At 58.9% G+C, this 13,450-nt stretch carries 16 protein-coding genes; 15 read left to right on the top strand and 1 reads right to left on the bottom strand.

The window, feature by feature from the left end; genetic code table 11:
• Positions 1-33: 33 nt before the first annotated feature.
• From IFU29_RS12830 to pqqF, 15 genes are all read left to right on the top strand, one after another.
• The gene (locus IFU29_RS12830) at positions 34-1,203 is read left to right on the top strand and encodes a phage tail sheath protein (RefSeq protein WP_191934263.1); all 1,170 of its coding nucleotides are present in this window, start codon (positions 34-36) and stop codon (positions 1,201-1,203) included.
• 12 nt (positions 1,204-1,215) lie between these two features.
• Positions 1,216-1,725: a phage major tail tube protein gene (locus IFU29_RS12825; RefSeq protein ID WP_062745469.1), complete on the top strand. Its 510-nt coding sequence runs from the start codon at positions 1,216-1,218 to the stop codon at positions 1,723-1,725.
• 107 nt (positions 1,726-1,832) lie between these two features.
• Positions 1,833-2,129 (top strand): phage tail assembly protein, encoded by a 297-nt coding sequence (locus IFU29_RS12820; protein WP_062745467.1) that lies wholly within the window; start codon positions 1,833-1,835, stop codon positions 2,127-2,129.
• 14 nt (positions 2,130-2,143) lie between these two features.
• On the top strand, positions 2,144-2,269 hold the full coding sequence (locus IFU29_RS12815; protein ID WP_191934262.1) for a GpE family phage tail protein: 126 nt from the start codon (positions 2,144-2,146) through the stop codon (positions 2,267-2,269).
• The gene (locus IFU29_RS12810; protein ID WP_191934261.1) at positions 2,269-3,801 is read left to right on the top strand and encodes a phage tail tape measure protein; all 1,533 of its coding nucleotides are present in this window, start codon (positions 2,269-2,271) and stop codon (positions 3,799-3,801) included. The genes IFU29_RS12815 and IFU29_RS12810 overlap by 1 nt, the downstream gene beginning before the upstream one ends.
• Positions 3,802-3,804: 3 nt before the next feature.
• Positions 3,805-4,278, top strand: coding sequence for a phage tail protein (locus IFU29_RS12805; protein WP_062745460.1), 474 nt, complete (start codon positions 3,805-3,807; stop codon positions 4,276-4,278).
• Positions 4,275-5,414 carry a contractile injection system protein, VgrG/Pvc8 family gene (locus tag IFU29_RS12800; RefSeq protein WP_191934260.1) on the top strand — a complete coding sequence of 380 codons (1,140 nt, stop codon included), beginning with the start codon at positions 4,275-4,277 and terminating at the stop codon, positions 5,412-5,414. The genes IFU29_RS12805 and IFU29_RS12800 overlap by 4 nt, the downstream gene beginning before the upstream one ends.
• Positions 5,415-5,489: 75 nt before the next feature.
• The gene (locus IFU29_RS12795) at positions 5,490-5,708 is read left to right on the top strand and encodes an ogr/Delta-like zinc finger family protein (protein WP_062745453.1); all 219 of its coding nucleotides are present in this window, start codon (positions 5,490-5,492) and stop codon (positions 5,706-5,708) included.
• 100 nt (positions 5,709-5,808) lie between these two features.
• On the top strand, positions 5,809-6,846 hold the full coding sequence (locus tag IFU29_RS12790) for a dipeptidase (protein ID WP_191934259.1): 1,038 nt from the start codon (positions 5,809-5,811) through the stop codon (positions 6,844-6,846).
• A gap of 181 nt (positions 6,847-7,027) precedes the next feature.
• Entirely contained in the window at positions 7,028-7,099 is a 72-nt protein-coding gene (gene pqqA / locus IFU29_RS12785) for a pyrroloquinoline quinone precursor peptide PqqA (protein WP_072166356.1), read from the top strand.
• 236 nt (positions 7,100-7,335) lie between these two features.
• Positions 7,336-8,247 (top strand): pyrroloquinoline quinone biosynthesis protein PqqB, encoded by a 912-nt coding sequence (gene pqqB, locus IFU29_RS12780; RefSeq protein WP_062745446.1) that lies wholly within the window; start codon positions 7,336-7,338, stop codon positions 8,245-8,247.
• On the top strand, positions 8,244-8,999 hold the full coding sequence (pqqC, locus tag IFU29_RS12775; RefSeq protein ID WP_191934258.1) for a pyrroloquinoline-quinone synthase PqqC: 756 nt from the start codon (positions 8,244-8,246) through the stop codon (positions 8,997-8,999). The genes pqqB and pqqC overlap by 4 nt, the downstream gene beginning before the upstream one ends.
• A gap of 20 nt (positions 9,000-9,019) precedes the next feature.
• Complete coding sequence (gene pqqD / locus IFU29_RS12770) at positions 9,020-9,277, top strand: pyrroloquinoline quinone biosynthesis peptide chaperone PqqD (protein WP_194710742.1); 258 nt, start codon at positions 9,020-9,022, stop codon at positions 9,275-9,277.
• Entirely contained in the window at positions 9,264-10,412 is a 1,149-nt protein-coding gene (pqqE, locus tag IFU29_RS12765; RefSeq protein WP_062745442.1) for a pyrroloquinoline quinone biosynthesis protein PqqE, read from the top strand. Before pqqD ends, pqqE begins: the two co-directional genes overlap by 14 nt.
• A gap of 3 nt (positions 10,413-10,415) precedes the next feature.
• Positions 10,416-12,794, top strand: coding sequence for a pyrroloquinoline quinone biosynthesis protein PqqF (gene pqqF / locus IFU29_RS12760; RefSeq protein WP_191934257.1), 2,379 nt, complete (start codon positions 10,416-10,418; stop codon positions 12,792-12,794).
• Between the two features lie 3 nt (positions 12,795-12,797).
• Here pqqF and IFU29_RS12755 read toward each other — a convergent pair whose 3' ends face one another.
• Positions 12,798-13,376 carry a TetR/AcrR family transcriptional regulator gene (locus IFU29_RS12755; RefSeq protein ID WP_191934256.1) on the bottom strand — a complete coding sequence of 193 codons (579 nt, stop codon included), beginning with the start codon at positions 13,374-13,376 and terminating at the stop codon, positions 12,798-12,800.
• Between the last annotated feature and the right edge of the window lie 74 nt (positions 13,377-13,450).

Raw genomic sequence — 13,450 nt, 5'->3', positions numbered from 1 at the left:
ATGACCTCACCCCAACAAAGGAGTGCAATAAAGATGGCAAATTACCACCACGGCGTACGCGTCGTAGAAGTGAATGACGGAACCCGCAGCATCTCAGCGGTTTCCACTTCCATCGTCGGCATGATCTGTACTGCAGAAGATGCCGATGCCACCACCTTCCCGCTGAATACGGCGGTATTGATCACTGATGTCCTGGCCGCGCTGGGTAAAGCCGGTACCCAGGGTACCCTGGCACAGTCACTGCGTGCGATTGCCGACCAGAGTAAGCCGGTGACCGTTGTGGTGCGCGTAGCGGAAGGTAAAGACGCCGCTGAGACGACCAGCAACATTATCGGCGGCACGGACGAGAACGGGCGTTATACCGGGATGAAAGCGCTGCTGAGTGCGCAGACTGACCTCGGCGTTAAGCCGCGCATTCTTGGCGTGCCAGGGCTGGACTCGCTGGAGGTCGCTACCGCCCTGGCCTCGGTGTGCCAGCAGCTGCGTGCGTTCGGTTATATCTCGGCTTACGGCTGCAAGACCCTGACTGAGGCCATCAAGTATCGCGATAACTTCAGCCAGCGTGAGCTGATGGTGATCTGGCCAGATTTTGTGGCCTGGAACACCCTTACCAGCGAGGCCGACACCGCCTGGGCGACGGCGCGGGCGCTTGGACTGCGCGCCAAAATTGACAACGACACCGGCTGGCATAAGACCCTGTCCAACGTTGGCGTTAACGGCGTCACTGGCGTTAACGCCTCGGTATTCTGGGATCTGCAGCAGACCGGTACCGATGCCGACCTGCTGAACGAAGCCGGCGTGACCACCCTGGTCCGCAAAGACGGCTTCCGCTTCTGGGGCAACCGCACCTGTAGCGATGACCCGCTGTTCGCCTTCGAGAACTACACCCGCTCGGCGCAGGTGATTGCCGACACCATGGCCGATGCGCATATGTGGGCCAACGACAAACCGCTGACGCCCACGCTGGTGCGCGAAATCATCGCCGGCATCAACGCGAAATTCCGCGAGCTGATCAACGCCGGTTACCTGCTGGGCGCCAACTGCTGGTACGACGAAAGCGCCAATAATCAGGAGAGCCTGAAAGCCGGCAAGCTGTATATCGACTACGACTACACCCCGGTGCCGCCGCTGGAAGATCTGACGCTGCGTCAGCGTATTACCGACAGCTACCTGGCGAACTTCGCCGCTTCTGTGAACCGCTAAGGAGAAAACCCCATGGCAATGCCCAAGAAACTGAAATACCTGAATTTATTCAACGATGCTAACAGCTACCAGGGCGTGGTGACCTCGCTGACGCTGCCGAAACTGGCGCGCAAGCTGGATCCCTATCGCGGCGGCGGCATGAACGGCGTGGCGCACATTGATAACGGTCTGGAAGACGATGCGCTGGATCTTGAATGGACCCTTGCCGGACTCGACGATCGCATCCTTACCCAGTGGGGCGGGGCAACGGTGCCGTTGCGCTTTATGGGATCTTACCAGCGTGACGACACCGACGAGACCATCGCAGTGGAGGTGGAACTGCGCGGCAAGCATCAGCAGTTCGATTTTGGTGAAAGTAAGCAGGGTGAGGAGAGTGAAACCAAAATCACCACCAAATGCACCTATTACAAGCTGACCTGGAACGGTAAACCGCTGATCGAAATCGACACTGTGAACATGGTCGAGATAGTGAATGGTGTCGACCGCCTGGCCGGGCACCGTAAAAACATCGGCCTGGTGTAACCCGTCCCGTAATGACGTAACCGCAGGGGGCGGGCAGACCCGCCCCTAATTGCATACCCCGCAGGAGTCGGGCATATCCGACCCGCTTTACCCGTAAAGGAACGCTTATGTCACAAGCAGAAAATACCCTCCAGCTGGTCACGCCGATCGTGCGTGGCGACACCGTGATTAACAGCGTGGAACTGATTAAACCCAACGCCGGCACGCTGCGCGGTACGCGTCTGGTCGATCTGGCCGGATCGGACGTTGACGCGTTGATCACTGTTCTGCCGCGTATCACGCTGCCGAACCTGACCAAATCGGAATGCCTCAATCTCGACCCGGTCGATCTGATTGAGCTGGGCGGACGGGTGATCGGTTTTTTGTCCGCGAAACCGGACACGTCCGCTGGCCCAACGGCCTGACGGTAGAGGATCTGATGGCGGATATCGCCGCCATCTTTCACTGGTCGCCGTCGGAAATGAACGCCATGTCGCTGGCAGAACTGCTCGACTGGCGGCATAAGGCCATTGTGCGTAGCGGTACACAGAGTGGAGAGTTGTGATGAGTATTAACCTCGGTCTGGATGGGCTGCGCAAAGCGGTGATCCGGGCGAACCTGTTTTTAAACGATCTGCCGGGGGAAACCCAGTCCCTCGGCCTTGCGATGTTTCAGCAGCGCGTGGCGCTGAGGGCCAGCGCCGAACGTACCCGGGCAGCAACGCGCAACAGTAAATCCGCACTCGACGCCAGCAGGGAACGCCTGCAGGTGATCCGCGTGACCGAGGCGCATGAGCGCCCGCAGCGTGTCAGAAATAACCTTAATAAAGCACAGCAGCGCTTTCAGCTCGGGCAAGGCAAGGTGCAGCAGCGCTTTCAGACCGGGCAGGGCGTGGTGGATAAAATCGGTGCGGTCAGCAGCCAGGCGATGGGCGTGGCGCGCCAGGGGGCGAAGCTGCTGCAGCCGGGCTATCAGGTGATGACGGCACGGTCGGGCGCGCCGCCAAAGGAGGCGGCAACATCGTCTGATGTCCGCCCGCCGTCCGCAATCGCCATGCCCGCCGCCGATAACCTCGCAGGGGATATCGGCCAGCTTAATGCCGCGATCGACAGCATCAGCCTGACAGTGTTTACCCAACTGGACGGTACGCTGCGTTCCCTGACGCAGACCGCCACTGGGCTATTAACCGGCGTTGATCAATGGATCCAGGACAACTCCACGCTGGCGGGCGGGATCACCCAACTGGTGGCGGGGGGCGGGCTGCTGATTGCCGCACTCGGCGGGATCGGTTCTGTGGTGGTGCCAGTACTCAGTGGCCTGAATCTGTTGATGGCGGGCGCTGGGATCCTGAGTAGCGTGTTTACTTTTGCTGGTGGGGCGATCGCTGCGGCGCTGGGGGCGATCACGTTGCCTGTCGGTATAGCCATTGCCGCTATCGTCGGCGCTGCTGCGTTGATTTACCAGTACTGGGAGCCGCTCAGCGCGTTCTTTGGCGGGGTGGTTGAAGGGATCAGCGCTGTGCTGACGCCACTATTCGACGCATTTAAACCGTTAACGGTCATTTTTGATGAGGCAGGTAAGCAGATTGACAGTGCTTTTGACAGTATAAAGGCGTTTTTCTCACCGATTGAAATGACGGCGCAGAAGCTGGAGCAGCTGGGGAATCTTGGGCGTTTTGTCGGTGAGGCTTTGGTAAATGGATTGAGTTTGCCCCTGACGATTTTACGTACGCTCGGTGGAAAAGTCAGCTGGCTGCTGGAAAAGCTTGGGTTAGCCGATAAAAAAGCGGCCGATGCAGAAACCTCGCTGAGTGACGATCCGTCAGCACAGCGTCCCTCGGTCGCCCTGGGGGGCGCAGACTTTGCTGCGCCGGATACTCCCGCACCTGTCGCCTTTGGCGGTGCCCGCTATCAACCCGTTACAGCGTCCAGCACCAGCACCAGCAACAGCCAGCAGAACACCTTTAACAGCAGCTATGTGATCAACGTTCCTACAGGTATGGGGGAAGCGGAGGTTCGCACGATGATCGACAACCATCAGCAGCAAACGCAGGCGCGTGCTGCTATCAACCAACGCAGCAGCTTCTGGGGGCAATAAACCATGATGATGATACTCGGTATGTTTATTTTTAAACGTCGCACTTTGCCATTTCAGACGATGACGCAGGAAAGTGCGTATCGTTGGGCAGCGGGCAGCCGTATTGGTACTCGCCCGGCACAACAGTTTCTGGGTGTCGGCGAAGAAAACATCACGTTGCAGGGTGAGTTGCGCCCGGAAATCACCGGGGGAGCTCCTGCGTTGGCGGCGCTGATGGATATAGCAGAAGCGGGGCAGGCATGGCCTTTACTCAATGGTGAAGGATTTCTTTATGGCATGTTTGTCATTGAAAATATCAACGGTGTGCATGCTGACTTACTGGAAAACGGCACGGCTCGGAAGATCAATTTTACGCTAAAACTGAAACGAGTCGATGAATCGAGAAGTGCCATGTTTGGTGATCTCAAGCAGCAGGCGGAGCGAATTTACGGCAATGTGAGTTCCCAGGTCTCAACCCTGGCAGGGAGCATCGTATGAATAACAGTTTACCGGTGGATATCGGTGCGCCGTTGGCACCTGACTATCTGATTCAACTCAATAATCTGGATATCACTGAGAACCTGCGGCCACGCCTGCTGAGTTTGACCATTGATGATGCTCGCGGTTTAGAAGCTGACGCGCTGACGCTGTTACTGGATGACAGTGATGGCAGGCTCATGATGCCGCAGCGTGGCGCTATCCTGCGGGTGTATATCGGCTGGCAGGGCAGGCCACTGTTCTGCAAAGGGGATTTTGTTATTGATGAGTTGCATCACAGCGGTGCTCCCGATCAGTTGAAGCTGGTCGGGCGCAGCGCCAATCTGAGTGATTCGTTAATGGAAAAGGGAAACCATTCATACGATAAGACCACGCTGGGGGCCATGGTATTGCAGATTGCGAAACGCAATGAACTTGGGGCAGAAGTTGCTGGTGAACTGGCCTCAATTGAGATTGATCATGAAGATCAGAGTGGTCTTACCGACGCACAGTTTCTGACCACCATGGCAACAAAATATGGTGCAACGGTCACGATCAAGAAGGACAAAGTGTTGATGCTGGTACGGGGGGCGAACAAAACCGTCAGTGGGCTGGCGATCCCACAACTCCTGCTCACACGTAAAGACGGTGATAAGCATGATTATCAGGTGGTATCACAGATGCATTTTAGTGGCGTTAAGGCCAAATGGATGCAGCTCGATAAAGCCAGCAGTGGCACGGTGAGAGTGTTCCGAGTCATCCCTGAAAACCAACCCGAGCGTTTTCCCGGCACGGCCAGACAGGACATCCCGCAGCCGCTTTATGAACGTTATGCTCAGATACCTGGGGTATTTAAAACCCAGGAAGAGGCGATGGACGCCGCGAAGGCTGACTGGAAGAAACGCCAGGCGATGACCGCGAGCATGAGTTTTGTGATTGCTCAGGGAATGCCAGTGTTGATACCGGAAACACCGATACGGTTGAGCGGGTTCAAAACGATGATTGATGCCCAACAGTGGACAATAATCAAAGTGAATCATGTGATTGATAATAATGGATTTCGTACAACGGTGAACCTGGAAAAATCGGTGGGTGGTGAAACCTGGGACATTGACGTTAAACCGAATAATGTCACGGGAAGTGAAAAAACCACTTGATGATTCACTTTAAGTGAATATAATTAGTTAAATTCACAATGTGTGAGTTTAACTGATGACCAGTGGAGGTCAGCCATGATGCCTTGCCCGATTTGCCAGCATAACAGCCATGCCCGTTCCAGCCGGATCCTCAGCAGTGAGACCAAGGAACGCTATCACCAGTGCCAGAATCTGAACTGCAGTTGTACCTTTAAATCGATGGAGAGTATTACCGGAATTGTGGCCCGGCCGGTGGAGGCCACCACGCCGCCACCGGCAGCGGTGAAAACCCGTACCAGCCGTCTTGGCAGCTAACCCCAGCGGCGGGTTCGTGCCCGCCCTGGTTTTTGCCTGTCCCCCATCCCGCCAAACTGCGCTATCCTGTTCTGCTTCTCAGGCGAACGCTGGCGCAACCATGACAAACTCTTCTCCGAACGCTCCCCTCTTTGACGGTCATAACGATGTGTTACTGCATCTCTGGCTGCACCATGCGCAGGATCCGGCGCAGGCTTTCCTGCATCAGCGCCTCAGTGGCCATCTTGACCTGACGCGGATGCGCGAAGGCGGCTTTGCCGGCGGTCTGTTTGCGATTTTTGTGCCGCCAGCGGATTACGTGGCGAAGTTCCCCACGCGTCAGGCAGAGCCGTTCGATGCGCTGACCATCACCGGAGAGCAGATCGCCATCCTGCAGCAGCTGGAGGCGCAGTCGGCAGGCCAGGCGAAAATCTGCCGCGGCGTCAGCGACATCGAGCAGTGTATGGCAAACGGCGTGCTGGCGATGGTGATGCATATGGAAGGTGCAGACGCGCTGGATGAGGATCTCAGCCAGCTGGAAAGCTGGCAGCAGGCCGGGTTGCGCAGCATCGGGCCCTTCTGGAATCTGCCGAACCGCTTTGGTACGGGGATCAGCGGCAGCTTCCCGGGTTCACCGGATACCGGAGACGGGCTGACCGCCGCAGGTAAGCGTCTGATCCGCGCCTGCAATCAGTGCCGCCTGATGATCGACCTGTCGCACATGAATGAAAAAGCCTTTTGGGACACGGCGCGCCTGAGCGAAGCGCCGCTGGTGGCCAGCCACTCAAATGTCCATGCCATATGCCCGCAACCGCGCAATCTGACCGACAGCCAGCTGGCCGCTATTGCAGAAAGCGACGGGCTGGTGGGGCTGAACTTCGGTACGGCGTTTCTGCGCCCTGACGGCAAACGTGACGGCGATATGCCGCTCAGTGTGATGGTGCAGCACCTCGACTATCTGCTGGAAAAGCTGGGGGAAGACCGCGTTGCTTTTGGCTCGGACTTTGATGGCATCAACCTGCCCAACGAGATCGGGGATGTGACCGGGCTGCCGCGCCTGCTGGATGCGCTGCGTGAAGCGGGTTACGGGGAACCGCTGCTGGCTAAACTCTGTCGAACCAACTGGCTGCGGGTACTGAAAAAAACCTGGGGTGAATAAGATCTGAGTTTTGAACCAAATAGTTCAAAAACAGCATAAACCGCGCAGATTTTAGGGTTGATATCGATTTATCATAGGCGCAACATCTGTGCCGCCAAATTCCTGTAATTTGACAACATGCCGATCATTTGCCGACACTGAATGCAGTGCGGCCGTTTTTTAAACACCTGAGGAAATGACTATGTGGACTAAACCGACCTTTATCGATATGCGTCTGGGCCTGGAAGTGACTCTGTACATCTCCAACCGCTAATTCGCCGTCATACTTCAAGCTGCAACTGCGTTGGCTGCGTGTGCTCACCCCGGTCACTTACCTGAGTAAGCTCCCGGGGATTCTCACACTTGCCGCCTTGCTGCAACTCGAATTATTTAGGCTAATGCCTGATCTCCCTACTTCGTACTGTCACTGCGACAGCACGAATTATTCAGGTAAGTCATGTGGATGCCTGCGCTGTAGCAGGCATTTTTATTTCTTCTGCTGGTTGACCCATGAAAATCAAAGTTCTCGGCTCTGCGGCTGGCGGTGGTTTCCCACAATGGAACTGTCACTGTCACAACTGCCAGGGCGTACGTGACGGCACTATCCCCGCCACCGCGCGGACGCAGTCCTCGATTGCCGTCAGTGATAACGGTACCGACTGGGTGCTGTGTAATGCCTCGCCGGATATTTGCCACCAGATTGCTGCCAACCCGGAGCTGCACAGGCAGGGCGTGCTGCGCGGCACGGCGATAGGATCGATCATTCTGACCGACAGCCAGATCGACCACTGCACCGGTTTACTTAACCTGCGTGAAGGTTGCCCGCATCCGGTGTGGTGTACCCCGGAAGTGCATGCGGATCTGACCAGCGGCTTCCCGATCTTTACCATGCTAAAGCACTGGAACGGCGGACTGATCCACCACGCCATTGCGCCCGCGCAGCCTTTCTCTGTGGCGGTCTGCCCGGCGTTAACCTTTACCGCGATCCCGATCCTCAGCAATGCGCCCCCCTATTCACCGTATCGCGGGCGACCGCTCCCTGGCCACAACATAGCGCTGATGATCGAAAATACCACCAGCGGCAGTAAGCTGCTGTATGCGCCAGGCTTAGGTGAGCCCGATGCGCCGCTGCTGGCGTTAATGGCGCAGGCCGACTGCCTGCTGATTGATGGCACGCTGTGGCAGGATAACGAGCTGGCGAATACCGGCGTCGGACGCAATACGGGCCGCGATATGGGCCACCTGGCGCTGGGTGAAGAGCAGGGCCTGATGACGGTGCTGAGCCGTCTGCCGGCAAAACGTAAGATCCTGATCCATATTAATAACACTAACCCGATCCTTGATGAATCCTCTGCCGAGCGCCAGGCGCTGACCGCGCGGGGCATTGAGGTCAGTTATGATGGCATGAGTATTGAACTATGACCCAACCGACGCTGATGACCCCGGAACAGTTTGAACAGGCGCTGCGCGATCGCGGTGCTTTTTACCATATCCACCATCCGTTCCATATTGCCATGCATAACGGTGAGGCCACACGTGAACAGATCCAGGGCTGGGTGGCGAACCGTTTTTATTACCAGACCCGCATCCCGCTGAAAGATGCGGCGATCATGGCGAACTGCCCGGATCCGCTGACGCGGCGTAAGTGGGTGCAACGCATTCTCGACCACGACGGGCAGGGCGACAGCGATGGCGGCATCGAAGCCTGGCTGCGGCTGGGGGAAGCCGTAGGGCTGGAGCGTGATGTGCTGCTTTCTGAGCGGATGGTCTTACCCGGCGTGCGTTTCGCCGTGGATGCTTACGTTAACTTTGCCCGCCGCGCGGTGTGGCAGGAAGCGGCCTGTAGCTCGCTGACCGAGCTGTTTGCACCGCAGATCCACCAGTCGCGGCTCGACAGCTGGCCACAGCACTACACCTGGATTGAAGAAGAGGGATACGGTTATTTCCGTGGCCGTCTGAGCCAGGCGCGCCGCGACGTAGAGCATGGTTTACAGCTGGCACTGGAATATTGTAATACCGTGGAAAAACAGCAGCGGATGCTGGAAATTTTACAGTTCAAACTCGATATCCTGTGGACCATGCTGGACGCCATGACCCTGGCTTACGTCCTCAACCGCCCGCCGTACCATACCGTGACGGACCAGGCGGTCTGGCACAGAGGAAAACTGCTGTGATCAATGAACAAACGACCCCGATGTTCCGCCGTGGCTATCGCCTGCAGTGGGAAGAAGTGCAGAACTGCCATGTGATCCTCTACCCGGAAGGCATGGCAAAACTGAATGACAGCGCCACGATGATCCTCGAGCTGGTCGATGGGCAACGTACGCTGTCAGAGATTATCCTGGCGCTGAACACGCGCTTCCCGGAAGCGGGTGGCGTGGATGACGACGTGAAAGAGTTCTTCGCGGCAGCCCGTGAACAGAAGTGGATTATCTTCCGTGAACCCGCTTAACCCTGCCGTTAAACCGCCGCTCTGGCTGCTGGCCGAGCTGACCTACCGCTGTCCGCTGCAGTGCCCGTACTGCTCTAACCCGCTGGACTTTGCGCAGCAGGAAAAAGAGCTGACCACCGCGCAGTGGATCGAGGTGTTTAAACAGGCGCGGGCGATGGGCGCAGTGCAGATCGGTTTCTCCGGTGGGGAACCGCTGGTGCGTAAGGATCTGCCTGAGCTGATCAAGGCCGCCCGCGATCTGGGTTTTTACACCAATCTGATCACCTCCGGCATCGGCCTGACGCAGAAGAAGATCGACGCCTTTGCGGAAGCCGGGTTGGATCATATCCAGATCAGCTTCCAGGCCAGCGATGAAGTGCTGAATGCGGCCCTGGCCGGGTCAAAGAAAGCGTTTCAGCAGAAGCTGGAGATGGCGCGGGCGGTGAAAGCACACGGTTACCCGATGGTGCTTAATTTCGTGCTGCACCGCCATAATATCGACCAGATCGACCGTATCATCGAACTCTGTATTGAGCTGGAAGCGGACGATGTCGAACTGGCCACCTGCCAGTTTTACGGCTGGGCCCAGCTCAACCGCGAAGGGCTGCTGCCCACGCGTGAGCAGATTGAGCGGGCGGAAGCGGTGGTGCATCGCTATCGCGAGAAAATGGCCGCCAGCGATAACCTGGCTAACCTGCTGTTTGTCACGCCCGATTATTACGAAGAGCGGCCTAAGGGCTGCATGGGCGGATGGGGGGCGATCTTTCTCAGCGTCACGCCGGAAGGCATGGCGCTGCCCTGCCACAGCGCCCGCCAGCTGCCCGTGCAGTTTCCGTCGGTGCTGGAACAGAGCCTGGAAGATATCTGGTTTCACTCTTTCGGCTTTAACCGCTATCGCGGCTTCGACTGGATGCCGGAACCCTGTCGTTCCTGTTCAGAAAAAGAGAAGGACTTTGGCGGCTGCCGCTGTCAGGCCTTTATGCTGACCGGCAATGCGGATAATGCTGACCCGGTGTGCAGTAAATCAGAGCATCACGGTATGATCCTTGAGGCGCGTGAGCAGGCCAACTGCACGAATATTCAGGTGAGCCAGCTCCAGTTCCGCAACCGCGCGAACTCACAGCGGGTCAACGCTCAGCTGATCTTTAAAGGGTAACGGATGCAGCATCTGCAGCGACGCTTAAGCAACGGTTTACGGGTTGAGCTGATCCACGATCCGCAGGCCACTCGCGCCGCCGCGCTGCTGCAGGTGGAGGTGGGCAGCCATCATGAACCGGACGCGTGGCCGGGGCTGGCCCATCTGCTGGAGCACCTGCTGTTTGCCGGCAGCCAGGCTTTTCAGGATGACCAGCGGCTGATGGCCTGGCTGCCCGCACGCGGCGGACGGCTGAACGCCACCACGCTCGGCAGCAGCACGGCGTACTTTTTCGAGTGCGCCCCCGAGCAACTGGCCGATGCGCTGCCCCGGCTGACGGATATGCTGGTGGCACCGCTGTTGTCTGCCAGCGCGATCCGCCAGGAGGTCGCGACTATTGATGCCGAATGCCGCCTGCTGGCCGACCATCAGGACACGCTGTGTGATGCGGCGCTGAGCACAGCCTTCGTTTCCCATCTGTGGCACCGCTTTCAGACGGGTCATGCAGCGGGCTTTGGCGACGATCACACTGCGCTGCGTGCGGCGCTGCAGCAGTTCCATCAGCGTTATTACCATGCGGATACGGTGACGCTGTGGGTGCAGGGACCGCAGCCGATCGCGGTGCTGTGGTCACTGGCCCAGCAGGCCGCCGAAGCCTTCCCGGCGGGCGTGGTGCTTCCCCCCGCCTTGCCTGCATTAACGCCTGCTGCTGAGTGTGATATCGCCCTGCAACTGAACGGTGCACCGCGCCTGCGTCTCTTCTTTTTGCTGAATCAACGGATCGACGGCGGGCTGGCGTTACTGCGCCAGCTGCTGCTGGACGAAGCGGCGGGCAGCCTGATGGCCACGCTGCGCGAGCAGGCACTGTGCGATGCTGCCCGCTTGTTGTTACCGTATCGCAGCGCACAGCAGGCGGTGATCACCCTTGAACTGGTACTGGTGGACGCCGGGAATGCCGAGCGTGCTGAAGCGTGCGTCCATCGCTGGCTGGCACAGCTGGCCCGACTGACGCCCGCGCAGCGCGCTCATTACGCGCAGCTGGCCAGCCGTCGCTTCGCGCAGTTACCGGTGATGGATCAGTTGCGCGAACGTGCCTTTGGTTTTGCTCCGGCCGGGGACGACGAGGGCGCGATACTGTTCCCACTGCTCTCTGCCGCGCCCTTATCACGGCTGTGGATTGCTGACAGCACCCCGTTGGATCTGCTCGAGGTGCAGGGCTGGACGCTGGCCTGCCAGCCGGGCGTTCGGCCACCGGTACAGCCTGATACCTCAGGCGAGGCGTTCGTGTTCTTCCCACAACCCCTGCCGCCTGCCATCCCCACGTTGCCTGTGCGTCAGGCAACGCTGGCCCATCATCGCCGCGATGAATCGCCCGCTGTGCTGCTGCTCAGTCCTGAATGCAACCTGCCAGCGCCCTGGGGGCAGATCGTGCAGGCCCGTCTGCGGGCGCTGGCGGCGGGTTGCGCCCATCGCGGGGGCGAACTGGCGATCGTTTGCCCGCAGGGGCGCTGGCTTGTCCAGTTACAGGGTGAGGCGGGGCTGATGGTCAGCACGCTGGCATCGCTAAATGCGCTGCTGGCGGCTATTCCGCCTGGGGTGATAGCACGCGGAGAGCGGGAGTTTCTGCGCCAGCGTCAGGCGCTGCACGATGATATTGCCGTGCGGGCATTACTCGGTGCGCTGCCGGAAAAGTTGCAGCCGCTGCACCCTCCCGCAGACGCCCAGACGCCGCTCAACCTCCCCTGGCGTGCGGTACTGGAAGGCGGCGATCACGAGCTGCACCGGCAGCTCGCCTGCCTGCTGAGTGCCTTTCCGGCGGCCATTAACCCGGCGAGACGTGCGCTGCCTGAGGCTTTACCACCACAGCCTGAATACCGGGTGGCAACACGCAGCCCGGAGGCCGCCCTGCTGCGCTTCTGCCCGCTGGTGGAGGAGAGTACGGCGTGCCTGGCCGCCTGGCAGCTGCTGGCGATGATTTATCAGCCGCTGTTTTTCCAGCGCCTGCGCGTGGAACAGAATATTGGCTATGTGGTGAGCTGTCGTTTTTATCAGGCGGCGGGGCGATCGGGTATCCTGTTTGCACTGCAATCCCCGCATCTGACGACGGCGGAGCTGGCGGCATGTATTGACCATTTTTTAGTGCAGATGAATACCGAGCTGGCGGCGCTCAGCCCGGAGGCGCTGTGGGAAACATGCCAGCCTTTGCTGAAGGAACAGCAGCAGGTGCCAACCGGGGCGCTGGAAGCCAGTCGCGATCGCTGGCTGCGGGCACAACAGATGATTTCTCCGCCCGGTATCACCGACTTGCAGGCGCTGACGCCTGACAGCATGCTGGCGTTCCATCAGCGCCTGCTGGCCGACGGTCAGCGCGCCTTCAATCTGGTTAACCACTCCCTTTTTTGATCGCTAGATCTTCTTCTCTGCCAGCAATGCTGCTTTTGCGGCGGTCAGGAATTCATCGGACAGGCCGTCCCCGGACGTGGCCCGGGCCAGCGTCAGTGCCCCGGTCAGCAGCGCAAGCTGCATCAAAGCCTGCTGACGGCGCTGCGCCTCATCCCCGCAGTCAGAGACCGACTCCAGCATCGCCAGCATCCCTTTTACGCCCTCAAGCCAGACATTGCGCACCGGTTTATCCGGGCTTTCCCTGGCGATATCGCTGGCTAACGCCGCGATCGCACAGCCGCCCTGCACGCCGTCACGGTGGTCAGGGGAGAGATAGTGTTCCACCAGCGCGTGCAGATCCCGTTGGCCCGGCATCGCCTCCCAGCGCGCCCGCGAGTCTTCAAAGGCCTTGCGGCTGGCGATGGCCGCCAGATCGTCTTTGGAGTCAAAGTGACCATAAAAACCGCCGTGGGTTAACCCGGCGGCGGCCATCAGATCGTTGACGCTGACGCCGTTCAGACCCCGCTCACGAAAGAGCGCCGAGGAGACGCTGATAATCTCCTCGCGGTGACGTTCCATCTGCTGTTTTGATACCCGCGCCATTGTCTTCTCCTGCTTTATCCGGGCCTCATCTTAGGGGATGCGTCTCACTGACTCAACCGGTGATGCCACTTCAC

The sequence above is a fragment of the Erwinia persicina genome, assembly GCF_014838825.1.
Classification (GTDB): domain Bacteria; phylum Pseudomonadota; class Gammaproteobacteria; order Enterobacterales; family Enterobacteriaceae; genus Erwinia; species Erwinia persicina_A.
The sequence above is the reverse complement of the archived record's forward strand: the minus strand, read 5'-3'. Positions and strand labels throughout refer to the sequence as shown.